Below are 23,725 nucleotides of genomic sequence, written 5' to 3' on the forward strand. Positions count from 1 at the left end.
GCCCCCGGCGGAGGATGGCCTATTCGCTGGTGACGTTGACGGTCACCACGGCGCTCTTGCAGGCGTCCTGGTTGGCCGTGCTGTTGTTGAACGTCAGCGTGCCGCTGCCCACAGAGGTGCCGGCTGAGTTGGCGGCCACGGGCGAGTTGCTGGTAACCGCGGTGACGTCGAACCACGCCGGATCGCAGCCTGCGACGTTGGTGGTCACGGTCGCGGTCAGGGCGCCGACCACGGTGCCGGTGTTGCTGGCGTTGTCCGCCGTGTAGGCGACGCTCGTGAAATTGCCCGGTGCCAGGCCCGCGGCGAAGGTTGCGTGAAGGGTGACGGTGCCGCCGCCTGCCGAGTTGGCTGCGTTGCCGCTGCCGGAACCAGTGGTGGTCCAGTAGGCGTATGCCGCCCCGCCGCCGACCGCTACCAGTGCCACGGCTGCCCCAGCAGCTGCCAGACGGCTCTTCTTGGAAAGGTTGCGCATGATGAGACTCCTTAGTTGTTGAATGCACAGCACAAGGGAGCCGAATCGCAACCCCCAGGACCCCGCCGCTGACCGGCGGATAAAGCGATGCCCTCATGTTTCAGCCCGGAACCAACCATGGGCAACGAATCCGGGTACTCGTCTTTTTCACAGACCGAGGGGTCGGAAATACTTGGCTCAAGGTACCGAGTACTCGCGTAGCAAGACCTCTAACCGGGCGAAATGGTGACCCGGGAGCCTCCCGCCCCCTTGCTCCACAGACCTCGGAGGGGGCGAGGATGGAGCGAGGGATAAAGCGTGAGTGAATCGATTGAAGGGGGCAGCCCCACTACTCCGCGTGGGTTGGGTCAGGTCGAAGGAGGCTGGAAATACCCGTCATTCCAAGATTTTTCCGGCAGCGTACAGCATCCTGCCTTGGACTTCCGGTCCAGGCTGATGACCTGGACCCAACGCAGGATGGAGCCTGAGGCAGTACTGTCTGCTGTCAGGCAAACCCACTCAGACAGGGCCGGTCCGGCTGTCCAGTGAGGTACTTGGTTCGACACACTCTCGATCCGAACACCGGACACTCCGGCCGTCCACGGATGAAGCACCCTGTGCCAATATTGAGCGTTTCTTGATCCAAAAACAGGCTGGCGACCGGGCCAATTACGGAAACGAATTTCCTGTGACAGCACCCCACCTCCAACGAATCGGCGCGCGTCCGAGGTTCCGGGATTGGTGGCAGCTTGGAAGTCGGGCGGTCCGCCGTCCACAGGCGGGCCACAGCGGCCACTCACCAGCGGCGGAGCGCCATTCCGGCCCCGCCCAAGACAGCAGCCAAAAAACGGTAGACATAACAGGGCCAGGGGGTCCGGAGCTCTGCGACGGCACGCCCTGGACCCCACAGCCGGCCGCGCCAGCGGACGCCCGATCACTGGTTGGAGCGCAGCGGAGACCAAATGCCTTGATACCGTGGAAGAACGGCCTGTCACGTCGCCAATCATGGCCGGGGCACCAGAAGGGGGACTGGAATGGTCTAGGAAGTTTCTTCACGAAGAGCAGGGACAGGGCTGGCAGGATCCTTCCTGCTGCCCTTCCGGCGAACCAAGTGCCGGAGGTCAGCGAGCCGCTGACTCCGGAGCAGCTTGCGGAGCTGCAGGATGCTTGGGCCGAACTCTCCCAGGCGGCAGAAGCGGCAGGCGTGACCAGCTTTCACGCCTGTGGACGTGACGGGAAATCCTGGGAGGGCGATGTCGCCACCGTGCGGGGTCTTGCGGCCACGCTCAGGAAGTTAGGCGCCGAAGGGCAACCAGGGGATACCCCGGACCCGGCGGGCAGGTAACCCTTTCAAGGACTGCCCCGCGACCACCGCCCAGACACTCTAGGGGTTATGCCCATTGTGGGCAGGTGGAGCCCCCGTGGATTAGCTCAAAGCTGTCCACACTGTGCATAACCCGCCGCCACTGTTCCTCGGGGGCGGCACGCCCGGGTGCTGCGGCACGCCCGGGTGCTGCGGCACGCCATGAATTTTGTGTGGACGGTCGCAGCCCGTTACTCCACAGGGAGCAGCTGCCACATGCCCGGCCTCTGTGGGGATTCCTGTGCACGGCCGAATCCGGAGCCCCCAGAGCCTCCCCCGCTGTCAGACTTGGCCCCCTACGATGGTTCTCCCACATGGAACGGAAGGCAGGAGAGCCATGGACGAACAACCGCGGCCGCGCGCGAACAGTTGGCAGATCGCCGGCGTCTGGATCGCCGCTGCTGCCCTGCTGATCGCGGCCGCCCGGGCAGCGGTCGACCTGTGGCTGCTGTTTGGGCCATGAGGGCCGGGCTGCCGCTGCCGCGAGAGTGCGGGCATAGAGTTCCGGAGGCGCGGAACAACAGACTGGGGCTCGCGCGTATGCAGCTCCCGGCAGCGGAGCTGCTAGGCCGGGACAAGAACGACTTCGACGTGAAAATCCGCTAGTAGGTCAGGAGGCTGTTCGTGTGCGGCTGAGTGTCCAGTAGTTGTCGTTGTTGTGGCGGTGGTAGGTCAGGACGTCGACGGCTGCCTTGGCCATGGCCAGGCCGCGGCCGCTTTCGGCGAAGTCGTCGGGCATCGCAGCGGCGTCGAGGTCGACTTGGGCGATTCGGCCGTCGTCCTTGAAGCGGGCGTCCAGGCGGTCGGGGTAGACCTCGAGGATGAGGTTGCAGAGGATGCTGCCCTCTTGGGAGCCATGCTCGACGATGTTGGCAGCGATTTCGATAACGGCGGTTTCGAACATGGCGCGGTCCAGCTCCGAGACTTCCGGGGAGGTCTCCCACATCCGGGCAAGGAGATCATGGACCTTGCCAAGGCATTCGGGGTCGGCGCACGCGTGGAGTTCATGAACCTGGAGACGACTGTGCCTCATTCGAAGCACTCCTCGACGGTGTCGTGCGGTTCCAGGATCCGGTCAAGGCTGGTCAGCTGCAGCACCATCTTGATCTGCTTGCCGGGACGGGCGATGCGCAGGTCTCCGCCGGCGGCCCGGGCGGTCTTCAGGCCGAAGACCAGCGCTCCGAGGCCGGTGGAGTCCACAAAGTCGATCTCTGCCAGGTCAACGACCACGTTAGGGCGGCCGTCACCCTGCACGATGCCGGTCACCAGGTGCTTCAGGTCAGGGGCGGACATCAGGTTCAGGCGCCCGTTGGCGCGGATCACGGCGCTGTCTTCGCCGGACAGTTCAACATCAAATTTCATTGTTTTCGTCTCTATCGTCCGTAGGGGTGAAGCCTTTGTAGAGGGCGGCCCGGATGATCACGCTGAGGATGACCAGGTCATAGGCAACCCATGCCACGTTGACCAGGGTGCCGGCGGGGGCGCCTACGCCGATAAGCATGCGCACGAGGCCGGTCACTGCGGCCACGATCAGGGCTGCGATGGCAATTAACTGGGGTCGGATCAGGAACCAGGGTGGGCCGCCGTCCTGCCTGGTTTTCGGGGTGACCGCGAAGCCGAGGCTCCGGCCGAACAGGACGTTGGCGGCCGCCGTCGTGCAGGCTTTGATCCATACGGGGAAGAGCGCGAGGCTGTACTGCTGTCCGCGCCAGGTTTTCCGGCCCCGGGCGGCGACAAAGAACAGGAGCTGGTTCACGACGAGGAACGGGATGAGGCGGGCGAAGAAGTCGAGACTGAACGCGGCCACGGGCAGGACTCCGAAGCACAGGAACAGGATCGGGGCGACGAGGTAGACGACGGCGGCGAAGCCGGAGAGGTAGCTCCACATGGTGGAGAAGTACATCAGCCGCTGTCCGGCGCTGAGTCCTTTTTGCAGGAGCGGGTTCTCGCGCAGGAAGACCTGCATGGTGCCCTGTGCCCAGCGAAGCCGCTGGGTGATCATGGTCTTCAGGTCCTCCGGGGCGAGGCCCTTGGCAAGGATTTCGTGGTGGTAGACGCTCTCCCAGCCGTGGCTGTGCAGGCGCATGCAGGTGGCCATGTCCTCCGTGACGGAGTTGGTGGCCATCGGCATGACCGGGATGGCTTCATCGGCGCGGTCCACGTCCAGGGCGCGTATCATCCTGCGCACTGGGCCGATGGCGGCCATGGGTGACCAGTCGCGCCGGGCCAGCCGTTCAACGACGTCACGGGTGATCAGCGCTTCTGTTGGGGACGTCAGGCCGGTGAGCTGCTGGATTTCGTCCAGGTCGGCGTGGATGGATTTGAGGTCAGCGGTCACGATGGTTTGTGCTGCCGCGTCGACTTTTCGCTGGAAGTTGTAGGTGACGGCCCCCACCGGCCGGTCTTCCCGCAGTTCCTTCCGGGCCGTGCGCACGGCAAGGCGGACGTCCTCCAGCGCCCGGGTCACATGCTGCCCTGTTGCGGCATGTTCGGCACGGGCCCTGGCGATGATCCTGTCCCCGCCTTTCAGGGTCTGCCCCACCGTTGTCCTGACACCGTGGACGTACCAGGTGATCCCGACCTGCATGAGCGCTTCGCGCCGGATGAGGGCATTGGAGCCGCAGAAGAAGGCCGCGTTCCAGCCGTCCTTGCCTTGCTGGATGGGGCCGTAGAACAGCGGGGCCTGGCTGCCGAGGATGTCAGTGTCGTTGACGTTGTAGAACCATTGCGGAGTCTGGACGAGTGCGACTTTTTCGTTGTTGAAGTGGCCCAGCAAACGGTCCAGGATTTCCGGTTCCGGGATCTGGTCCGCGTCCAGGATGAGCAGGAACTGACCGTGGGTCGCGGCCAGGGCGTTATTCAGATTCCCTGCCTTGGCGTGCCGGGGCCGGTTTTCCCACTCCGAAGAGCGGGTGATGTACCCGATACCGGCTTTCTCGGCGGCCTGCTGCACGGCGGGACGGCCGCCGTCATCAAGGATCCAGGTGTTATGCGGATACCGGATGCGGGAGGCAGCCAGCGCCGTGGTCATGACCAGGTCGATGGGTTCGTTGTAGGTGGTGATGAACACGTCCACGCTGAGCCCCTCCGGCGGTGCCGGGGGCGCGGGGCGTTCCCGCAGCCGCCACATCGTGACGCCAAAGAGGAAGCAATCGATGAGGCTGTACGTCTCGACCAGCACAAGCGGCACGCTGATCCAGGCATTGGACCAGTTCACCGAGAACAGCCACCGCCAGACCATGTAGTTCACGCCCAGGATGATGGTCAGGGTCGTGAGGACCCGGACCAGCAGCTGATGGTCAAAGAAGCGTCGCATTGGAGCCTCGTCTTCGGTTCGTCGTGCCGCACCCGCTCAGACGCTGAACCTGAGCGGGTGCGAGACGGCGGATTGCGTCAGGTTAGGAGTTCCTGGCCGACAGGGCTGCTTTGAGGGCCTTGGTTGAGCTGGTGGAGCTGTTGATCCGCCAGTCGACTTCCTTGTTGTGGTGGAACCAGACAAACCCGGTGACGTCGGATTGCGCGGCCAGGTAGGAGACAAGGTCGGTGTTCCAGGTGGCCTTTGACCCTCCGGCCTCCGCTGAGGCTGTCTCGGAGATGATGATCTGCTTGCCCGGTGCCAGGCTGCGGAGTGCAGCCAGCCCTTCTCCGAAGAGCGCCGAGGGTGAGGTCCAGGAACTCCACGATTGCGAGGTGCCCCAGTTGTAGCCGTCCAGGGCGACGACATCGACGTAACCGGCGCCCGGGTAGAGTCCGGTCAGGGGCGTGGAACCCCAGTACGGAACATTGGGAGCCCAGACCCACTGCACGTTCGTCGCGCCGGTGGAGGCCACGACGTCGTGGACGTGCCGCCAGGCAGCTACGTAATCGCCGGCGCCGTTTCCGTTGGCAGCCTCGGCCCAGGGGTACCAGTTGCCGTTCATCTCATGGGCGAACCGGAGCATCACGGGCTTGCCCCAAGAGGCCAGCGCGGTGCCCCACTGCCGGATGTAGGTGTCGAAGTCTCCTGCGGTAATCCGGTCCAGGGCGTAGGCAGGCTGGTTGGCACCGTTACCGCTCCACAGCCACGGCTCCCAGGTGATCAGGCTCATCGCGCCGCGCGCATCGACAGCGTTCAAGTCAGCGATCGGAGCGGCCTGACTGAAGTCCTTGTACGACATCACGATTGACGGGCTTTCGTTGACCATCGTGGCCACCGCATCGAGCTCACTAGAGGCCAGAGGGCCGCCCGGGGTGGAGACGCCGAAGCGGAGGGTGTCCGTGCTCTTTGGCGGCAGCGTAGTCGTGGTTGTCGTCCCGGTCTTGGCTGCCATGGTCATGGGGGAAGCACTCGTGGCCGCAGCGTCCTGGCCGGCCCTGAGTGAAGCCGGGCTGTAGGTCACGGCATAATCCGCGGACGCTGAGCGCTTTCCGACCATGGCAGTCACGGTGACCGTCGCGGACGACGTCGACGGGATGGTGATGTCAGCGGTGAAGGAGCCAGCGGCATCCGTGGCGAAGGGAACGGCTGAAGATCCGGCTGTCACCGTTCCCGCAGCCTGCTTGGCAAAGCCGGAACCGGTCACCGTGACCGATGCACCCGCCGGACCACTGGAAGCGCTGAGCGTGATGCCGGCCCGACCGGCAGCCTCGGCGGGCACGCTGATCCCGAACAACACGGCCAGCGACATAGCAAGGCCGGTCACAACCAGCCTGATTAATCGATTCTTATGCACAGCGCTCCCAGCGTCATTTGAATTTTCGTGGTCTCAGTCACGAAGGGCCGGAAAGGGTCCCAGACAATGATGGCAAGGAGCGGAGCCGGCGGACGGACTTGAGCGAAATCCTCGGCAAATCCTGTACAGATCTTGCGCAAAAACTTCCGCTCTCAACGGTGAGGGGGCGTAGCCATTGGTCAAGAGATCCCAAGCGGGCACGTGAGGGCCCGGGCACGTTAGGGCGCAACGTGGGCACGACTAACAATCTATAAAGGCGCATAACAGAATCTGTTGGACTCGCAGGTTTGGCTATCCGAGCGGCTGGCTCCAGGGAGCAAGATCTCCAGTTTCCAGAGTCGGTCATGGAATCATCGTAGGTCTCTGAAGCCGTGGATCAGCAGGGCCAGCGACTTGGACCTCAAGGAAGACGGTCCGCAGATTTCGTTGCGGAGGAGCGAGGCAAATTCGGTCGGTGACACGCTCACCTGCCGCTGGCTCCTGCTCCTTGGATTCTGTCTCGTGTCAATCCCTTGCGGATGTGCCGGCAGACCCATAACGGAATTGTGTTCGGCTGTCGGCGGTCATGTGAAAGTGCCCATAGACGGCCAACTCGCCACCCATGGGCAACCGCCTGGCCGCTCGTGGGCAATTCTTGATGGCCGCTGACATTCGGCGCGGCATTGATCAAATCTTGAGTTTAAATGACCTGGTTTCATGATGGTCTGCTGCCAATATTGGTTCTGCGCAGTACAGCAGCGTGCGGCAATACTCCACCCAAGCGGCTTCTGAAATGACAATGGAAACCCACATGAAACGAGGAAACGAGCGCCAGGGGCCGGCCGATGCAGGATCTCAGCCTGTCGCGAATAGAACTCCACCCGACATTGCCACGGTGGCGCCGCAGCGAGTTCAGGAGGCGAGAATGACAGATAGTGCACGACCTGTTCTGGACTCCCGCGTGCTTCTGAGACTTGCTGAGCAGGCAGGCCAGGAAACCGCCCAAAGCTTCCTCGAGACCTATCTCGGCCTTCTGCCGTTCCGGAGGAAAAGAACCGCCTATTTACTGTCCACAGGCGATATGGATGCGGTGATGGATGCCGTACAGAGTCTGAGAACCACCTCATCAATGATTGGCGCGCGTCATTTGGAGCACTACTGTCGCTATCTCGAATTTCAGCTCCGCTCCGGGTCCTTTCCAGACCCGGAGACCGTACTCTCGGCGCTGGCCACGCACGCAGAAATGCTTATCGCCGAGGTTCCACGCACGCATTGACTTTGCGGCACAGGGAGCTTGGCCCTGTTACGGGCGGTCCCGAACAGTTCGGCTCGTTTGTCGCAGGCACCCGCTTGCAGGGCCGCAAGTGGGCTGGCTTGTCGTCCGGCACCATGGTTACGGGGTCACTGACAAAGGCGAACCCTCTTAGGCCACCGTCCTGGATTTTCGGGTCAGAATCCAGATGTTCGTTGCCGCCTGGCGTTCAAACGTAACGGTCGTGACCAGCGCTTCGATCAGGGCGAGGCCCCGGCCGGCCTCGGAGTCGTCGTCCGGCAGTCCTGTCTCGGGTGGGGAAGCGAAGGGCTCCTTGGCGTTGAAGGCGCTCACCTTGGCCACCAGCCGGGTGGGCCACACACTGATGTCTACGCCCAGCTCGACGGGAATCTGGCCAACGGGTTCGGCGTGCTGGATGATGTTGGAGGCTACCTCGATCACTGCGGTGGTGAAGGTCATGCGGTCCATCTCGGGGACGAAATCGGCGTCCTCCCACAGCGAATCCAGTTCAGTGTGGACGGCCTCAATTGATTCCGGGATCGACTCACCCCGGAATCTCCGGCGGGCCAGTACCTCAGTCATCGCTGAACGCCGCCTCAGCTGTGGGGTAGGGCGTGAGCGCCCGGTCCATGTTGGTCAGTTCAAGGACCATCTTCACCTGGGGCTGCACGCCTGAGATGCGGAGGTCGCCGCCAGCCTGCCGTGCAGCCTTCAGGCAACCGATCAGGGCGCCAAGGCCGGAGGAATCCATGAACACCGTCTCCTCTAGGTTGACCGCCACCCTACTGGAACCGGCGGCCACCACCTCGGCCACCACTTCGCGCAGCTTGGACGCGGCCACCAGGTTCAGGCGGCCGGAGCCTTTCACCTCCGTGTAGGAGTCCTTCACCTCATAACTAAACTGCATCACCGTTCCTCTTCTCCGGGCTAACCCTTGTACCTGACAGCCCTGAACAGGACGCTCATGATGACAAGATCGAAAGCCATCCACACTACGTTCACCAGCGTAACCACCGGCTCCGATAAGCCGGCAGCAAGGCGCGCCACTCCAATAATCAGGGCCATCACCGGAAGCGCTGCCAAGGCCTCGGTGGAGGACGTCCTGTCTCGCTGTACTGGGGCTTCCGGTGTGTCTCCTGTTATCCTCCGGCGGGTTGCCTTGCATCGGTGCCCAGGCGTCGCACGATCAGCGCCGTGACATCGTCACCGGCGCTGTCTGCCGGAGCAAGGTCGAGCACCGCCTGGCAGGCAAGGTCCGCGGTCGGCTGGGCTCGGACCGCGATCTCCACGTGCTTCATAAAGTCCTCGAGCGTTTCGAACGAGTCCAGGACGCCGTCGCTGACCACCACCAGGCTGTCGCCCGGGGCCAGATCCACCTCCGCCGCCGGCCACTGCTGTCCGTCCCACACCCCCACCGGCGGTCCTGCCGCAGGGAGCCGATGGACGCTGCCGCCCGTGGCGAGGTGCAGCGCGAGCCCGTGCCCGGCGTCGATGTAGCTGACCCTCCCCGTGGCCGCAGTGAGGCGTGCATGGAAGAGGGTGACGAAGGAACCGGACTGCTCAAGGTCCGCGGCGATGCTGGCGCTTGCGGCCCGGAAGGCGCTGTCAATCCCGGCCCTGCCGGCCACCGAGCGCATAACTACGCGTACCGTTGCCGCAATCAGGGCCGCACCCATACCTTTACCCATGGCATCAGCAAACGTTATCTGCAGGCCTTCCGGGGTCTGATACCAGTCGTAGAAATCCCCGCCGACACTGCGCGACGGCCGGAAGCTGCCAGCGACGTCGTAGTCGTCCAACATCACCGCCTCCTTCGGGAGGAGGCTCTGCTGGACCTCGGCTGCGCGGAACAGCTCGTCGCTGGCCACAGTAGGCGTGGCGCGTGACCTGCGGAGCATTGCCCTGATCCGGGCCTGGATTTCTTTGAGACTAAACGGCTTGTTGACATAGTCGTCGGCGCCAGTGTCCAGGCCCGTCAGCCTGGTTATTTCATCCACCCGCGCCGTGAGCATCATGATGTACGCGTCGGAGAACTCACGCAGCCGGCGGCAGACCTCCAGACCATCGATGTCGGGCAGGCCGAGGTCCAAGGTGACAAGCGCTGCATGACTCTCCCGGACGGCCTGGATGCCGTCGAGCCCGTTCGTCGCCTCGACCACGTCGAAGTCCAGCTGCTTCAGCATCAAAACGAGCAGGCCCCGGACATCGGGATCATCCTCGATAACTACGGCACAGCGCGTCCCGGGGCTGGCAGGCATAGGCCTAATCAACTATCGCCATGACCAGGATTTGTCACTCGCCCCGCGGGAACGACGACAACTCAACCAGAAGAGCCAAGACATTGACGCCTCCAATTCCGGCGCGAACATAACATGTCGTCGCTTTCCTATGACGGATAAGTTTATTTCTTTACAGGTCAGTGATATCACGGTTCGACCCCGTGTCAGGGAGCTGCCGGCCAGTTTTGCCGGCTTCGACGTCCTATGCGTCGCAGGCCGTGACATCAGAGACCTGCCACTCCGGGACCGCCGGGCGCTGCTCGAGGAGCTGGCTACAGCATGGTCCCCTCCCCTGTCCCTCTCCCCCATGACGATGGACCGAAAGACGGCAGAACAATGGCTTGAGGATCTACCCGCGGCAGGACTGGAAGGCCTGATGATTAAGGGCCCAGAACAACCGTACGAGTCGGGTAAAAGAGCCTGGCTCAAGTTGAAACGAAGATCGGCCGTGGACATCGTGTGAACTCTCGCCATGTCGTGCGTGTTGCAAAGAGGATTCATGGGATCGGTCGTACTGTCGGGGCCATGGTCGAATCTGGTGGTGGGACGTGGTGGCTGCACTTCGCACAGGATTCCGGCGCAGCACGGGATGACGGTCTCCTGGCCCGTGTTGGCCGGCAGGGTGTGCGCCTCGATGCAGGTCGCCCATTCTTCCTGAATCGAGAGGGCGTGCCGCATGACGCGGGCAACAGGTTCTTTGCCAGCGGACGGATGCGGAATCTGGCGGCGGGGACGAACCGAAAGTACGCGTATTCCCTTCGGACCTGGTTCAACTTCCTCCAGCTGCGGGGCAAGGAGTGGGTAGGGGCATCCGAGAGCGATCTTTTCGACTATCGCTTCTGGAGGACCTCGGCTTTGGATAATCCGCGTCGTGTTTCTGGTGCGACGTGGCAAGGGGACCTTGCAGCAATCCTTGCCTTCCACGACTGGGCCGCAGAACGACTGGGCGCCAGCCGGCTCCTTCCTACGGCTCGGAAGCAGGCGTGGGCCAGGAACCGGGCTGCGGTGCGGGACCCCCGCGCCAGAGCCTCAGCGATCCGTGCAGCGGACGTTAAATGGCTCTCTCCGGGAGCGTTCCGCCTGTGGCGCGACGTCGGGATCCACGGAAGGGAGCCGAGCGGGGCGGAGAAGACGCGCTGGAGGCCGCGGTCCCAGACTCGGGATGCGGCGTTCGTTGACGGCCTGTACGGGACCGGGTTGCGCTTGCAAGAGCTCTCCTCGATATGCCTCTTCGAGCTCCCGGCCGATGGTGCCGCGAAAGCCTACGCTACCGCGCGTCTGGCGGGCAGCTGCGCCAAGGGTGGCCGGGGCCGACGGTACTGGATGGGCCGCGAGGCGCTCGATGGCATGTGGAACTATGTCCAGACGGACCGGGCTGCCGCGATTCGCCGCGGCCTCGAGAGCGGGCTGTACCAAAGCTGGGCCGGCCGACGGATTGTCCAACGGATAACCGACCGTGGCCTGGTGCGGGTTGCGGAACCGCGCGGAAGTATCGTGCACGCGAATCTGAACAACCTGTCCCCCGCGGACCGGAGTATGCTGTTCGTCGAAGGGCCGGACGGTCTTGAACCTCTGGCACTGTGGCTTAACGAGGATGGCTCGCCGCGGGCGAAGGGCGCTTGGTACAAGTCGTTCGCCTTGGCCAACAAGCGTGTACGCAAGGCCGGAATCGGCCGGCTCGAATGCCATCCCCACATGCTCCGGCACAGCTTCGCGCTGAGGTGGTACGCCGTCGGACGGCTGGTCTGGGAGCGTCGGCGGGCAGGGACGGGATCGGACCGGCTGGAGGACTTCCGGGAGCAATTCGGCGACACGTGGTCGCTGGTTCAGACGATGCTCGGCCATTCAGATGTGAATACGACGAGGAACATCTATCTTGAGCCCTTCATCGGGTTGGATGTGGAGTTCCTCCTGGCACACAGCGGCGATGACCTCAGCCGGGACGGGGTCCTTGCATTCCTACGCTCTGATCCCCGAGTTCGTCTTTTAGACCCGGCGGACGGGACGTGACGGGGCGGGCGGCGTCCCTGCCGCCATCTGGCTACTCACCCCCGCAGACGCTCTTCCTCGACGGCGACGCTCCGGTGGTTCGGGTCTATCCGGAGCGGGGTCGGAGTCCTCGTGACTTCCATTTCGGCAGGCTTGGGCTCTCTCCGGTTCTAACTGGGGAACTCGCCGCCGGTTTCGCGCGAGCGACGGGTCCTGCAGGGACGAGACGGACGATTCCGTCCGCCGAGGGGCTCTTCGAAAAGCTGCGTTCCTTTGCGAACCTCATCCGGGCCAGACCAAGACAGGCCTCATGCGTGGGCGAGCTGCGGGCCGGCTATGTCCTCGAGCTGCGGCTGCTGGGGACAAGGGAAGGGCTCGGCGTCGTGCATGCCCTCAGGGTGGTGCTTCGTGGCGTCGAAGGGGTCCCGAACGAGTTCCGCGATGCCCTCTACACCCCGGTCGTGGCGGTGCGCCCCCGTGCCGCCATCGAGGCTTATACCGAGGCTGAGTTCCGCCAGATCCGCCGGGCGGCCAGGCGCATTGTCCGAGCGGCGGTGACGCGTATCCGTGTTGCCCGGGCCGAGGCGGACCGATACTTGTCCGGGGACCCGCGGCCGGGCGAGGCCTGTTTCCGGGAGGGAACGAGGGCAGCGAGGCTGGCGTATGTCGCAGTTCATGGGGGTGTCCCACGACGCGCGAGCGGCAAGGTGCGGTACGTGTCTTGCTCGGACCTGGTCTCCGAGCTGCACCCTCTGAGGAACGAAGCGGAGGCCATGGCCATCCTGATTATGTGCCTGACGGGCCTGAATGCATCGACGGTGCTGGGAATGAGTGCCGAGCATTCTGCGGCGACCGCCCCCGGGGAGCTACCTGCCCTGGTTACACGTGGCAGCAAACCGCGGCGCGGACCTCTTCGGTCCGAGATGGACCTGACCCTTTCTGCCGAGCGGAGGCCGATGGTGGACAGAGACGATTACGGCTCTGCCCACGGCGTTTACGAGATTGCCCTCGAGCTCGGCCGCGAGGCCAGACGGTATCTCGACTATCCCGATCTAATCGTCTACCACTCGTTCAGTTATCGGTTGGGAACCCCCAGGAATCTGGGCTACCGCACGCCGGCTGTGGGCCTGTTCGGACCGCTGGAGGGCTTTTCAGACGGGGAGGGCATGCCCCAGCGGGTGGATTCCCGTCGGCTCCGGCGGACCTTCCTCGAACTTCACCAGCGCCCGGTGGCCCAGGCCAGCGCCACGCTTGCCTCTGTCTACCTCGTTCGCGACAGGACGTCGCTCAGTACGTACCAGAATGTCGTAGCAGGGGCGCTCAAAGGCGAGGTGGAGAGGATCCGCGCCGAGAACCTGGGCCTCACCCTCAGCGAGGAAGACTGCCACGCTGCCCGTGAGAACCCGACAAGGGTAGCGGACAGGTTTGGAGTCACCGAGGAGATCCTTGGGAAAGTGCTCGCCGGGAAACTGGACACGGTCGGATCCGCCTGCGTGGACAACGAGCACAGCCCCTACAGCGAGCAGGGGCGGCCGTGCACGGCATCGTTTCTGCTTTGCCTCACGTGCCCGTGCTCGCGTTCCGAGCCCAGGCACGTACCGGTCCAGGCCCTTATGCTCACCGAGCTCAGACGACGAAACACCGAGATGACCCCGGCCGAGTGGGACCGGCGTTTCGCCGCGGCGGCCGCTCGGCTCGAAGACGTCCTTCATCTCCAGCGCGCAGATGTCCCGGCGGAGGCCGAGCGAGCCTCCGCCGAAGATGCCCGCCTGGTCCGAGCCCTCCTTGAAAATGAGTTGGAGATCCCATGAGCATCAACACCATCGACACTGCCCGGTCAGCACCGATGCCCGGCACCCCGGTCCTGCTCGGCCGACCGGTCCGGCCGGAGATCGCACCGGAGAGGCTCTCACGGTTCGGCGATGACCGTTGGGACCTCACGCCCGGGATCTTCGAGGACCACAGCGACTCCACAAGCATCAACTTCAAACGACTTCCGCCGCCGTGGCGGGACGCGGTCAAAGGGTACCTGTGGCAGCTGATCAACGAGGACCATCCGCGCACCCTGCCATCCGCCCGCGCCGGAGTCCGCTGCTCCCTGCGATCGGTGTCGTTCGTGAAGGGCCCTATCGAGCGGCTCATCATCTGGGCCCTCGGACGCGGTCTGGAATCCTTCGCGGATTTGGACGCGGTGCGCCTGGATGAGTACCTGGCACACCTGGGCGACTCCGGAGTCTCCTACGGTTCCAGACAGCACTCTGTCGCGGAAATGCGGCGGCTGTGGGCCTATCGGGACGTGGTCCCGCCGCGCCTGGCAATGCCGGACGCTCCGCCTTGGGATGATGCGCCCGCCAGGGAGCTGCTGGGCGCCCGATCCGACTTCCAGCCCAACAACCGCACACCCCGGATCGGCGATGCAACGCTCGTCCCCCTGCTGACATGGGCGATCCGGTTCGTCGAAGAGATCTCGGCGGACATCCTCCCCAACTTCGACGAATACCGCAGGACCACCATGGGAGGACGCCAATACCGGCAGGCAGGCCGAAGGCTGTATGAGGCGGACCGACAGCAGAAGCTGACGCAAGTCCTGGCGCAGTTTCGCGCGGCAGGACTTGGGCTTCCCGGCCGCGTACTGGCGGACGGTTCACGCGAGGTCAGATGGGCGCACCTCGCACGGTTGACCGGCACGCTGGGAGCGACCCACGCCAAGTACGACCGGTCGATGATCGAAGCCTCGGGTCTGCGAATGGACGACTACGCCTACCTGACCCCCGGCTATGCCGTGACCGTCGACGGAATCCCGTGGCATCCCGGGCCCATGAAGTACGACGACGCGCTCGGCTACGCCCGCCTGCTCCTTGCCGCCTGCTACATCGTAATCGCCTACCTCTCGGGCATGCGGCCGGGAGAGGTCTTAACCCTCACAACGGGATGCCTCCACCACGATCCAGAGCGGGACCTGTGGACATTCACCGGCACGCGGTGGAAGGGAGCAACCGGCTCCCACGGCGGAAAGGCAGAAGAAGGCGCACCGCGTGAGAACCCATGGGTCGTCGACGCCCTCGTCGCCCAAGCCGTCAATGTCGCCGAGAAACTCGGTGGCGGACGCTTCCTCTTCCCCAAGAGCATCCGGCCCAAAGCAAACCACCCGAGAACCCGCCCGCTAAGGCAACGGCCAGGCCAGGCCCGGACAGCCACGCGAGTCGCAGAAGACATCGCCTCGTTCGCGGAATGGGTCAACGCCTTCTGCCGCCAGAACAGCCGTCCCGACACCATCCCGAACGACCCCGACGGGCGCATCACCCCCAGCCGCTTCCGCCGAACCCTTGCCTGGCACATCGTGCGCCGACCCCGCGGCCTGGTCGCCGCCGCCATCCAATACGGCCACATCAACGTCCACGTCACCCAGGGCTACGCCGGAAACTACGCCTCGGGCTTCCCGGACGACCTCGCCTTCGAACAATGGCTCGAACGGATCGACCAAGCCACAGACCTCGAAGCGTACCTCGACGCCGGAGGACACATCAGTGGACCGGCCGCCGGCGAACTGGAACAACGAGTCCGGGGAACCAGCGAGAAATTCGCCGGGAAGATCCTCCTCACTGGCCGCCAGGCCCGAAAACTGCTCCAAGATCCCCTGCTCCAGGTCTACCCCGGACGCGGCCTGCACTGCGTCTTCGACCGCACCAAAGCACGCTGCATCACGGCCACGGACGACAGCCCCGACCTGAGCGGATGCCAACCCGGCTGCGCCAACATCGCCCGCACCGGCCCCGACATCGAAGAACTCCGCACCAGGCTTGATCGCCTTCCGGACGACTCGTTGGCCCCGTCGATCCGTCACCAGCGCACGACCGCAATAAGAGAGTCCATCCAAAGCATCATCGAAACCCATCAGAAGGGCACACCATGACGAACCCGGAACAGGAACAGACCCGCCAAGCCCTCGAACGCGCCATGGACGACCTCCTGGACGGCCGCGTGCCCGGCCCCCTCACAGGCCTCCGTCTCGTCGAACTCGCCGGCGTGAAGCGCCACCGGCTCACCCACGACAACCCCAACATCAACGCAAGGTTCCAGGAGCGGGCGCGGGAGCTGAATCGGACAAAACCCGAGGTCGATAGTCTGCGAATGGCCCTAACCGACGAAAGGCAGCGGAATGCCCGGCTCACCGCGGCCAACCGTGACCTGGACAAACGGCTCAAAGCCTATGCGAACGCCCTCCTGGATGTACTCGAGGAAAGAGGCTCGCTCAGAGACAGCCTCTCCCGCCGAGAGGGTGTCATTCCCATATCCAGGTAACGCTCGGAAACACGCCGCGTCGCAGCCTGAATTGGTCGTCGGTCTCCCGGTGTCACGGCCATACAGGTACCCGCGCCGCAGAAACCGGGCGCCACCTACCGAAGCTCGGCGATTTCGGGAGTTGAAAGGTGAAGCACTTCGTAGATTGTGGCGAATGTGGAAGGGGCAGGGCGGGATGTGCTGAGGCGGAAAATGACGCCCTGCCATGCAGTCGGATCGATTGCCCAGGTGACGCTGTGAGTGTCATCGTCGGCGGAACTTGGATGAGCGAGCAACTCTCGCCATGTCGTGCGTGTTGCAAAGAGGATTCATGAGACCGGTCGTACTGTCGCCATGGTCGACGCTGGCGGTGGGACGTAGATGGGAGCCCGGTTGCTTTCTACGGCTCAAACAATCGTCAGGATCTGCGGTGCGGCGATTGCGTGCGTTGCGTCGATCCTGCGTTTGGGGGTTGCAAGTGCCTTTGAAGGCTGACTAATCTTTGTCCATGCGCCGTTACTAAATGAAACCCCCATCGCTCTCCGTGCAAAAACGGATAGAGCCATGCCCATTTTTAGTAACTTCTCCTAGGAGCGCTTTGCCTTCCCATTTTTGTGCCCGATTCAGGGCTGCACCTGGCGATGGATTCGCCGGTGACAATCTCATTCATAAGTTTCTTCGCTGGTCCTTCGTTCGTTCTGTTTTGCACAACGGTTGGTGGTTGCTCGCCAGCCTCTACATGGTTGCGAACGCAGGCCTCTCGCCATCAGAACTACTCATCATTGCAGCGGCCCAGGGCCTTGCGGCAGTTGTCTTTGAGTTACCTGCAGGAGCGTTCGCCGACACCGTGAGTCGCAAGTTGGCCATCGTTATTTCGCATGCGCTCATGGGTGTAGCAATGATCGCCACAGGACTATCGAGCTCCTTCCTACCGCTGATGCTCGCGCAGATGTTGTACGGAATCTCGTGGACGTTCTCAAGCGGGTCAGATATTGCCTGGATTACTGACGAACTCGACCAACCAGAAAAAATGGACCACGTGCTGAGCCGCCAGGCACGATGGCAACTCGCCGGATCAGGAACCGGGCTGGTCGTTCTCGGCGTCTTGGGAACGCTCATCAACCGTCCCGTCGTGATTGTTGGCGTCGGTGTCGCCATGCTCATCCTCGGCGCATTGTTCGCCTTGTTCTTTCCAGAACGAAACTTCACTCCCATTCGGACGCAGCGTTGGCGAGGATCATACAGAATACTCAAACGGGGGGTGACTCTAGCCGTGTGCGACAGAACGATCCTCGCGCTTGTCTTTGTCACCTTGCTCGTCAACGGAGCTGGTGATTCCTTCGCCCGGATTTACCCGGTGAAGCTCGTTGACGTCGGTCTACCAGATGGTTCAGAAGGAACCCTGTGGTTCACCGCCATCAGCATCATGGGCTTCATTACGGGCATCTTCGCGCTCCGAGGAATCGAGAATCGTATCCGCTCTGAATCCGGAGCCCGCAGGGCCATGGTGATTGCTGGCATTGCAGGAGCGATAAGCCTTGGCCTATTCGGCCTGGCGCCGAACCTTTCCATCGCAGTTGTTGCCCTGCTCGTCGCAAGCGGCGTAGCCGGGCCGATTGCCCGAACAGTGACAACCATCTGGGTCAACAGACGAACCAGCAGTGACGTACGCGCCACAATGCACTCATTCCTAGCCCAGGCAGAGTACGTAGGAGAAATAGCCACAGCCAGTATTCTGGCCGCATTTGCTGGTCTCAGTGGATCCGTCGGAGCGTACGCGCTTACCGCTGCCCTATTTGGAGCCAGTGCACTCGTTGTTCTTTTTGCAGTCCGCGACAACAGAACGGCGAAGGAGCGCATCATCTACACCCAGTACAAAGAAGGGCGACTAACCGCGCCGCCGGGCAGATCGGGGGGTTGAGTAGTACCACCGCGCACGGGAAGCTCGTCTTTGGCACGTTCGCTCTGATGGCCGAATACGAAGCCGCGTTGATACGAGAACGCGCAAGGCCGGACTCGCCGCAGCCGAGCCCAAGGGGCCGCAAGGGCGGACGCAAGCCAAAGATGACTCCCGAGCTCATCAACAAAGCCCAGCGCATGTACGACGCACAGCAATTCACCATGGTCGAAATCGCCCGTCCTGCGCAGTGACACCCATGACCATTTCCCGCAACATCAAAACAACAAGGTCAAGCTGTCTCTTTAACGCCAAATTCAAAGGATCGTTGCCTATGCGACGGGCGCACTGGACCAACAGCCAGCCGCGAAACGGACGCCCAACAACTGAACTCGACCCCAAGTCACAGGCCTACCGCGACCCCAAGGGCAACTAAGGCCACTTCGGAGACCTCCAACAACAGCATTGTGGTTACAGAATGTGTGCGCGGCCGTCATCGGCCCGATCGACCGGCCTATGGAGATTGTGGCCGGCTTGCCCATCGAGGGAAAACTGCCCATTGTCGGCAGGTCCGCCCCACTCACCGCTAACGCCAGCAGGACCCTGGCCCGCTGGCTACGTCCAGCAGAGTCAGGACACCCATGGCCGACAACGGTCAAAGGAACCCACTCTCGACCGCTTCAATAGAGACGCATCTCCGGTGGCCCTGACTCTGGTGGAACCAGTTGTTGTGGAGGTATCGGCTGACACCGCATGGTCCGGCCGGTCCTTCCGCCATGCACTCAGATTCCATCGGATACCTCCGGATCTGCCTCCGGACGAGGTCTCATCCCCTTTTGATGCGACCTGAGCTCGTTGCCGCTTAGACCTGCAACCCGGCGCCCCCGCCCAGCTTTGGCGCACACCTTATGGCCGCTAGCGATTGAGCAAACCAATGATCGTTTCAAAAAGGGTGCATGACGCTCTCGGCCCACGCCAACGCGAACCTACGATGATTCCATGACCGACTCTGAAAATGACGCACTCGAGCCTTACTGGCTGATGAGGATGCGGCAGGACGCCAAACAGCGGCCCAGGACCCGCTTTTCCAAGATTCGCTGGATTGAATTGCAGTACCTGATTCGCGAACGGGATGCCCTTTGGAACGCCGCCAGTCCTGCCACGCGTGAACGGCTTCTGAAGTCGCGAGAGACAGATGACTACTCCTACTTATCGCCTCAGGAACGACTGGCGCTGCAGACTTGGAAGGACAAGGAAAACGCCGCGTAGGAAATCCCAACAACCGGGGGGCCTTTGGGCTGGTTCCGTTCTGTCTCCAACGCTTCCAGCAGCCCGATTTGTCGCTCGTCCCGGAGCCCACCCGTTACGTGCTCTTACTGACACGTCCTTGCGGCTTCGTTCATGATGCGAAGGAGCTCCGCCCGTTGTTCTGGCCGGGTGTTGAGATTTGTGGCACTGGGATGCGGTGCTGCCTGCCAAGTAAGGGAGCGGATCGCGGATGAGCGCGCGCGCAATAGTTCCCATCCAGTCTTGGCATGGGTTCCCATGGCGATGACCAAGTTAAGGTGCTCGAACTTGGCCAGGACAGTTTCCAAGTCCTGCGTCGCTTCGAGCACGTCCGCCAGCCGTGTAACTTGGGTCCGAGACCCGTCGGGCAAATACCAAGGAACGATGTTCCAGCTAGCGAAGCAACAGCGGGATAGTCCTGCTTCCCGCACCAGAGCGAAGCAGTTGGCGGCCGTCCCATCGTTGTTATCGATGGAGACGAAGCCCGAGCCGCGGGAGGCGGATGCACGGCTGCCTGGGGCCTCAAGCAGGAAGAGTATCTTGGCCGCTATGCCACCACCGCTAGGATCAAACCACGGCACGAGCGACTCGCCGGGCACCGCGCGTCCGGATCGCGCCCGGTTAAGTTCCCGCACCCAGTCGTTGAGTGACTTGACGTGTGGTTCATCTAGGAGCGCCAGTTTCCGGTGGATCTGCGTCTGGTTTCGGTGCGCCCGGGGCTCAGCGGGCCACGGTCCGTGTTCGTCGCCGCTGCAACTCATGTCGGTACGTCCGTCCGTCTGGTTCCCCACGGCAGCGGACTTCTGCGCCCGATCAGAAACGAAGTAGTCAGCACGGCTGTCTAACGTCTCGCTACCTGGGCACTGCTCTTCAGCTTGAAGCGCCAGGTTCGTGAAAGGGACATGAACCAATCCTAGAAGGAGGGGGAACACGAATAAGGGAACACGAGACCTGCGTCCCACCAACCTTAGTAACTGGACGCACCCACTGCGTAGCCTGGTGTACCGCGCGGCCGGAGTAAGCGAGCGGCGTCGGTTCTCCTCTCGACGCTCTTCTCAAGCGCAGTGTTTCCCAAGGATCAGGCTGGTTTTCCTGGCTGTTCTACAGGCTTGTCCAAGGATTTCCCCGGTGAAGCTCAAATCCGATCATCGCTTCAGTGAACATTATCTATGGGGATGCCGATCAGGCTGCTTCACTGCGCCTAGTTCCACGGATAAGGGAGAAGTTGAACAGGATGCAATCAGACGTTGAACCAACGAGTGATGATGGAGCCGTAATCCGCGTGAACGGGCGGCTGAACATGGTAGCGGCACCACTATTCCGGGAAATGGTGACTCGTATGGCCGGCCAGGACGGTCGGACCCGCCTTGTCGTGGACCTGGCCGGCACAGAATTCATGGACTCTACCGGCCTGGGTGCGCTGATCTCCGGGTTGAAGATCGCCCGGCTGGCCGGTGGCGACCTGCGTATCGCCCGCGCCGGGACACAGGTCATGATGGTGCAGTTGACCGGACTGGAGCAGGTCCTGCACCCCACGACACCGTTGAAGAATGCTTCGATCCCGCCTCCGCCACCGCAGCTTCATGACGTGACCGCAATGGAGACGTCTTTAGTGACCCAGGCACCGGTGGTCATCAGCGTTCCTCCCACGTCACGGGAAGCGAAGCGGATAGTACAGACCGGCACGAGCCGCACGAATTCAGTCACCATCGAGGGCGGCAAGGGCAACATAGAGTTGCGGAACGACGGAATCGTCCACATCGCCTGGCGGCCCAAGGGCGCCATTGGATTCTCCGAAGCACATGCGGCCATGGCGGCCGTCGCCGAACTGTCGCGGGGGGTGAATCACCCACTGCTGGTCGATCTGGCCATGACGGAGACCGTCAGCCGTGACGCCCGTGCCGTGTTCTCCAGGCCCTGGGCGGTCTCGCGGGTGGCGCTGCTCGGTTCCGGCCCGGTAGACCGGGTCATCTCCACCCTTTTCCTCGGCGGCCGCCCGGCGTGTCCCGCCCGCTTCTTCACCTCCAGGAACGAGGCAATGGACTGGCTGGCACGGAACACGGCTGTCTAGGGTGTTGAGTCGAAGAACCGGTATTCCGTGTCGGCCGCGGCGCGGATGGTCCCGGCGGCTTCTGCTTTCTCCCTGATGAAATCAGGGTCCTCCCGGGAGAGCTCAATCTGGCCGTGCTGGTCACACTCAATACGTTCAGCGGCCCTCTCACAGACCCTTGCCGACATGGTGCGGGGAAGGATCAGGCAGCCCGGATTGTCCAGCAGCCACTGCCGCGTCTCAGAATCAAGATGATCCCACTCACCTTTGAGATTCACTCCGGACATGCCACTCTCACCTTTCCGCTGCCGAAATCCCGCACGGGATCCCCCGGGGATTTCCGCCCACCCTACGCCTGAAAACAAAGCCGCGACAGGGACTTTCGCCGTCCCGCTCGATAGCCAGGAAGCCCTTCCACTGGAGTGCCATTCAATGCCGGCTGCCCGGTCTCACATCCTTGAAACCAGGACACCCTTGCGGGGTACTCCCCCACCGAAAAGAAGCCTTTGATGCGTGACCCGCTCACTCCGGCCGGGGTGTGGAAATAGGGAAAGCCCCTCGGGAGGGGCTTTCCTCGGGGAATGGACAATGTTGCTTTGATTGGTCAGCGGTGATGCGCTCCTCCTCCCCGGGCCTTCTGTCGCCCATGCCGGTTTTCAATAGCAAAGACTGTAATAGTTCCTCCGGATTTCGTCCAACACCTCTGCTCGCCGGGATTCGCCGCCCACTTGAGGAGGTACTGTCTCATTTCCTTGAAAAAGGACGCCTCGGGTGGAACTTCCCCGCCTGGACCTTGTCGTAAGATAGCGCGTAACCTTGCTCTCCCGTAAGTTATCCCAAAATCCCTGTCGCAACTGCTTGTCACAGGGGCAACTTTCGATGCGTCGCGGCCCCTTAGCAGTTGGCGCCCACACCTGTCTTCAGGTGGAGCGTCTCTGGAGCTCGCGATACACCGTCGTCCGAGAGACCCGGAACAGCTCCGCCAGTTCAGCCTGCGTGTGCTCGCCGGCGTCGTGCAGCGTCAGAAACTGACAACCCTTTTCGGCAAGTCGAGAACATAGAGTCCACCGGTGACTGGCCCGATGTCTTCAGATGTCCAGGAGGCTGAAAGCACCTCTCCAGCTCGGAGCTCATAAATCCAAGCACCGAGCCGTCAATTTAGGCGTTTTCGAGATCCCCGCTTTCGCCGATCGACAGCGATCAGCCGCTTCAGTGCCAACTCATTCGGCGCGCAAAGAACACGAAGCCACCTCTGGTCAACGGGACAAGAACGTGAGAGTCGGGGCCACGGGAACCGCGCCCGACTAACGGGCATCCGCGCATCATTTATCAACGAGCGATACGCTCCCGCTTTCCTGCCCAGCTAGTAGGCTGCGACAGCACGGTCGGCTTCTTGGACGAACCATCCTGGATGATCGGAAAGGGCCAGCGCTTCGGCTTCCGCCTTGCTGGCGGCCAAGCCGAACCAGACTGCGGTGCGGTCGAGGCCATTTGTAACCACGACCCGCCACCGATACTTCCTAGCCATCATTAAGGATGTACTTGCGCTTGGCGTGGGGGCAATCAGATCCCGGGATTCCTCCCGGAGTAGTTCTGTCTCAGGGGCAAATGAGGGGCAAAACCAGCCAATGGGCGCCTTGGCCGTGGAGGCAGGCCCCCATTGCTTTCCCCAGAGGCCACGTCCGGCGGGAGAAGGCCCCGCCGGACGTGGCCTTGGAACAGGCCGACGGCGGAAGCTCCACTGGTTTGCCCCCATCTCAGTGGACGTCCAGCCCGCCGCCGGTCTCAGACTCCCTTAACTGTGCTGACTCTTGTGCCGATAGGCAGGGAACCGCTCGTTTTGGGACGAGCGGGAGAGCACTTCCGTGCCGCCGGTGCCGTAAGGCCCGTGGGTGAGATGAAAGTTCCTGAGATGAAAGTTCCAAGGGGCAGCGGGCATGGCTACAGGCATAGTGAAATGGTTCAACTCTGAAGAGGGCTTCGGTTTCATCGTCCCTGATGACGGGTCCGCGGATGTCTTTGCCCATTACTCCGCGATTGCTTCCAGCGGTTACCGCTCCCTGGAAGAGAACCAAAAAGTTCAGTTCGATGTAGCCCAGGGTCCGAAGGGTCCCCAGGCGGAGAACATCCGCCCGCTGTAAGCGTCTGGATTCTGGCTGGTTTC

Annotated in this window: 24 protein-coding genes and 1 pseudogene; 13 read left to right on the forward strand and 12 right to left on the reverse strand. The window is 62.7% G+C overall.

Annotation, left to right across the window (positions count from 1 at the left end; genetic code table 11):
* Nucleotides 1-19: 19 nt before the first annotated feature.
* The gene (locus J7E82_RS06195) at nucleotides 20-472 is read right to left on the reverse strand and encodes a hypothetical protein (protein ID WP_214861601.1); all 453 of its coding nucleotides are present in this window, start codon (nucleotides 470-472) and stop codon (nucleotides 20-22) included.
* A 1,090-nt stretch (nucleotides 473-1,562) separates the two neighbouring features.
* On the opposite strand from J7E82_RS06195, the gene J7E82_RS06200 reads away from it, so the two are divergent.
* Entirely contained in the window at nucleotides 1,563-1,796 is a 234-nt protein-coding gene (locus tag J7E82_RS06200; protein WP_214861603.1) for a hypothetical protein, read from the forward strand.
* A gap of 355 nt (nucleotides 1,797-2,151) precedes the next feature.
* Nucleotides 2,152-2,277, forward strand: coding sequence for a hypothetical protein (locus J7E82_RS20985; RefSeq protein ID WP_285289701.1), 126 nt, complete (start codon nucleotides 2,152-2,154; stop codon nucleotides 2,275-2,277).
* 147 nt (nucleotides 2,278-2,424) lie between these two features.
* Here J7E82_RS20985 and J7E82_RS06205 read toward each other — a convergent pair whose 3' ends face one another.
* The 4 genes from J7E82_RS06205 to J7E82_RS06220 all read right to left on the reverse strand — a co-directional run bounded on the left by J7E82_RS06205 (nucleotide 2,425) and on the right by J7E82_RS06220 (nucleotide 6,496).
* Entirely contained in the window at nucleotides 2,425-2,847 is a 423-nt protein-coding gene (locus tag J7E82_RS06205; protein ID WP_214861605.1) for an ATP-binding protein, read from the reverse strand.
* A complete protein-coding gene (locus J7E82_RS06210; RefSeq protein ID WP_214861607.1) occupies nucleotides 2,844-3,176 on the reverse strand; it encodes an STAS domain-containing protein in 333 nt (110 codons plus the stop codon). The genes J7E82_RS06205 and J7E82_RS06210 overlap by 4 nt, the downstream gene beginning before the upstream one ends.
* Nucleotides 3,166-5,130 (reverse strand): glycosyltransferase family 2 protein, encoded by a 1,965-nt coding sequence (locus J7E82_RS06215; RefSeq protein ID WP_214861609.1) that lies wholly within the window; start codon nucleotides 5,128-5,130, stop codon nucleotides 3,166-3,168. The genes J7E82_RS06210 and J7E82_RS06215 overlap by 11 nt, the downstream gene beginning before the upstream one ends.
* A gap of 82 nt (nucleotides 5,131-5,212) precedes the next feature.
* Nucleotides 5,213-6,496 carry a glycosyl hydrolase gene (locus J7E82_RS06220; protein ID WP_308113644.1) on the reverse strand — a complete coding sequence of 428 codons (1,284 nt, stop codon included), beginning with the start codon at nucleotides 6,494-6,496 and terminating at the stop codon, nucleotides 5,213-5,215.
* A 934-nt stretch (nucleotides 6,497-7,430) separates the two neighbouring features.
* On the opposite strand from J7E82_RS06220, the gene J7E82_RS06225 reads away from it, so the two are divergent.
* On the forward strand, nucleotides 7,431-7,781 hold the full coding sequence (locus J7E82_RS06225) for an Hpt domain-containing protein (RefSeq protein WP_214861612.1): 351 nt from the start codon (nucleotides 7,431-7,433) through the stop codon (nucleotides 7,779-7,781).
* A 147-nt stretch (nucleotides 7,782-7,928) separates the two neighbouring features.
* Here J7E82_RS06225 and J7E82_RS06230 read toward each other — a convergent pair whose 3' ends face one another.
* From J7E82_RS06230 to J7E82_RS06240, 3 genes are all read right to left on the reverse strand, one after another.
* Entirely contained in the window at nucleotides 7,929-8,360 is a 432-nt protein-coding gene (locus J7E82_RS06230; protein WP_214861613.1) for an ATP-binding protein, read from the reverse strand.
* Entirely contained in the window at nucleotides 8,353-8,685 is a 333-nt protein-coding gene (locus J7E82_RS06235) for an STAS domain-containing protein (RefSeq protein ID WP_214861615.1), read from the reverse strand. The genes J7E82_RS06230 and J7E82_RS06235 overlap by 8 nt, the downstream gene beginning before the upstream one ends.
* A gap of 232 nt (nucleotides 8,686-8,917) precedes the next feature.
* Entirely contained in the window at nucleotides 8,918-10,036 is a 1,119-nt protein-coding gene (locus tag J7E82_RS06240; protein ID WP_214861617.1) for a PP2C family protein-serine/threonine phosphatase, read from the reverse strand.
* A 130-nt stretch (nucleotides 10,037-10,166) separates the two neighbouring features.
* Between J7E82_RS06240 and J7E82_RS06245 the strand changes: the two genes are divergently transcribed.
* The 8 genes from J7E82_RS06245 to J7E82_RS06280 all read left to right on the forward strand — a co-directional run bounded on the left by J7E82_RS06245 (nucleotide 10,167) and on the right by J7E82_RS06280 (nucleotide 19,493).
* Nucleotides 10,167-10,520, forward strand: a complete 354-nt coding sequence (locus J7E82_RS06245; protein ID WP_214861619.1) for a hypothetical protein — start codon at nucleotides 10,167-10,169, stop codon at nucleotides 10,518-10,520.
* A gap of 62 nt (nucleotides 10,521-10,582) precedes the next feature.
* Nucleotides 10,583-12,067, forward strand: coding sequence for a site-specific integrase (locus J7E82_RS06250; protein WP_214861621.1), 1,485 nt, complete (start codon nucleotides 10,583-10,585; stop codon nucleotides 12,065-12,067).
* Between the two features lie 293 nt (nucleotides 12,068-12,360).
* A complete protein-coding gene (locus J7E82_RS06255; RefSeq protein ID WP_214861623.1) occupies nucleotides 12,361-13,857 on the forward strand; it encodes a hypothetical protein in 1,497 nt (498 codons plus the stop codon).
* Nucleotides 13,854-15,959, forward strand: a complete 2,106-nt coding sequence (locus J7E82_RS06260; RefSeq protein WP_214861625.1) for a hypothetical protein — start codon at nucleotides 13,854-13,856, stop codon at nucleotides 15,957-15,959. The genes J7E82_RS06255 and J7E82_RS06260 overlap by 4 nt, the downstream gene beginning before the upstream one ends.
* On the forward strand, nucleotides 15,956-16,348 hold the full coding sequence (locus tag J7E82_RS06265) for a hypothetical protein (protein ID WP_214861627.1): 393 nt from the start codon (nucleotides 15,956-15,958) through the stop codon (nucleotides 16,346-16,348). The genes J7E82_RS06260 and J7E82_RS06265 overlap by 4 nt, the downstream gene beginning before the upstream one ends.
* A 577-nt stretch (nucleotides 16,349-16,925) precedes the next feature.
* A complete protein-coding gene (locus tag J7E82_RS06270; protein ID WP_214861629.1) occupies nucleotides 16,926-18,248 on the forward strand; it encodes an MFS transporter in 1,323 nt (440 codons plus the stop codon).
* The gene (locus J7E82_RS06275) at nucleotides 18,245-18,478 is read left to right on the forward strand and encodes a hypothetical protein (RefSeq protein WP_214861635.1); all 234 of its coding nucleotides are present in this window, start codon (nucleotides 18,245-18,247) and stop codon (nucleotides 18,476-18,478) included. The genes J7E82_RS06270 and J7E82_RS06275 overlap by 4 nt, the downstream gene beginning before the upstream one ends.
* Before the next feature lie 745 nt (nucleotides 18,479-19,223).
* Entirely contained in the window at nucleotides 19,224-19,493 is a 270-nt protein-coding gene (locus tag J7E82_RS06280; protein WP_214861637.1) for a hypothetical protein, read from the forward strand.
* A gap of 104 nt (nucleotides 19,494-19,597) precedes the next feature.
* Here J7E82_RS06280 and J7E82_RS06285 read toward each other — a convergent pair whose 3' ends face one another.
* Nucleotides 19,598-20,302, reverse strand: coding sequence for a uracil-DNA glycosylase (locus tag J7E82_RS06285; RefSeq protein ID WP_214861639.1), 705 nt, complete (start codon nucleotides 20,300-20,302; stop codon nucleotides 19,598-19,600).
* Nucleotides 20,303-20,793: 491 nt separating this feature from the next.
* On the opposite strand from J7E82_RS06285, the gene J7E82_RS21165 reads away from it, so the two are divergent.
* Nucleotides 20,794-21,582 carry an STAS domain-containing protein gene (locus J7E82_RS21165; RefSeq protein ID WP_308113648.1) on the forward strand — a complete coding sequence of 263 codons (789 nt, stop codon included), beginning with the start codon at nucleotides 20,794-20,796 and terminating at the stop codon, nucleotides 21,580-21,582.
* On the opposite strand, the gene J7E82_RS06300 is transcribed toward J7E82_RS21165, so the two are convergent.
* From J7E82_RS06300 to J7E82_RS06310, 3 genes and pseudogenes are all read right to left on the reverse strand, one after another.
* A complete protein-coding gene (locus J7E82_RS06300; protein WP_251041530.1) occupies nucleotides 21,579-21,848 on the reverse strand; it encodes a hypothetical protein in 270 nt (89 codons plus the stop codon). The genes J7E82_RS21165 and J7E82_RS06300 overlap by 4 nt on opposite strands.
* Nucleotides 21,849-22,481: 633 nt before the next feature.
* Nucleotides 22,482-22,586 (reverse strand): annotated as a pseudogene (locus J7E82_RS06305) (helix-turn-helix domain-containing protein); the annotation flags it as partial.
* A 338-nt stretch (nucleotides 22,587-22,924) separates the two neighbouring features.
* A complete protein-coding gene (locus tag J7E82_RS06310; RefSeq protein WP_214861641.1) occupies nucleotides 22,925-23,062 on the reverse strand; it encodes a hypothetical protein in 138 nt (45 codons plus the stop codon).
* A 436-nt stretch (nucleotides 23,063-23,498) separates the two neighbouring features.
* On the opposite strand from J7E82_RS06310, the gene J7E82_RS06315 reads away from it, so the two are divergent.
* Nucleotides 23,499-23,702: a cold-shock protein gene (locus J7E82_RS06315; protein ID WP_214861643.1), complete on the forward strand. Its 204-nt coding sequence runs from the start codon at nucleotides 23,499-23,501 to the stop codon at nucleotides 23,700-23,702.
* Nucleotides 23,703-23,725 lie beyond the last annotated feature (23 nt).

The organism is Arthrobacter sp. ISL-30 (genome assembly GCF_018613855.1).
Lineage (GTDB): Bacteria > Actinomycetota > Actinomycetes > Actinomycetales > Micrococcaceae > Arthrobacter.

Coding starts and splice junctions, on each gene's coding strand:
- J7E82_RS06195 (WP_214861601.1), bottom strand. CDS start 472: ATGCGCAACCTTTCCAAGAAGAGCCGTCTGGCAGCTGCTGGGGCAGCC.
- J7E82_RS20985 (WP_285289701.1), top strand. CDS start 2,152: ATGGACGAACAACCGCGGCCGCGCGCGAACAGTTGGCAGATCGCCGGC.
- J7E82_RS06205 (WP_214861605.1), bottom strand. CDS start 2,847: ATGAGGCACAGTCGTCTCCAGGTTCATGAACTCCACGCGTGCGCCGAC.
- J7E82_RS06210 (WP_214861607.1), bottom strand. CDS start 3,176: ATGAAATTTGATGTTGAACTGTCCGGCGAAGACAGCGCCGTGATCCGC.
- J7E82_RS06215 (WP_214861609.1), bottom strand. CDS start 5,130: ATGCGACGCTTCTTTGACCATCAGCTGCTGGTCCGGGTCCTCACGACC.
- J7E82_RS06225 (WP_214861612.1), top strand. CDS start 7,431: ATGACAGATAGTGCACGACCTGTTCTGGACTCCCGCGTGCTTCTGAGA.
- J7E82_RS06230 (WP_214861613.1), bottom strand. CDS start 8,360: ATGACTGAGGTACTGGCCCGCCGGAGATTCCGGGGTGAGTCGATCCCG.
- J7E82_RS06235 (WP_214861615.1), bottom strand. CDS start 8,685: ATGCAGTTTAGTTATGAGGTGAAGGACTCCTACACGGAGGTGAAAGGC.
- J7E82_RS06240 (WP_214861617.1), bottom strand. CDS start 10,036: ATGCCTGCCAGCCCCGGGACGCGCTGTGCCGTAGTTATCGAGGATGAT.
- J7E82_RS06245 (WP_214861619.1), top strand. CDS start 10,167: ATGACGGATAAGTTTATTTCTTTACAGGTCAGTGATATCACGGTTCGA.
- J7E82_RS06250 (WP_214861621.1), top strand. CDS start 10,583: ATGGTCGAATCTGGTGGTGGGACGTGGTGGCTGCACTTCGCACAGGAT.
- J7E82_RS06260 (WP_214861625.1), top strand. CDS start 13,854: ATGAGCATCAACACCATCGACACTGCCCGGTCAGCACCGATGCCCGGC.
- J7E82_RS06265 (WP_214861627.1), top strand. CDS start 15,956: ATGACGAACCCGGAACAGGAACAGACCCGCCAAGCCCTCGAACGCGCC.
- J7E82_RS06280 (WP_214861637.1), top strand. CDS start 19,224: ATGACCGACTCTGAAAATGACGCACTCGAGCCTTACTGGCTGATGAGG.
- J7E82_RS06300 (WP_251041530.1), bottom strand. CDS start 21,848: ATGTCCGGAGTGAATCTCAAAGGTGAGTGGGATCATCTTGATTCTGAG.
- J7E82_RS06315 (WP_214861643.1), top strand. CDS start 23,499: ATGGCTACAGGCATAGTGAAATGGTTCAACTCTGAAGAGGGCTTCGGT.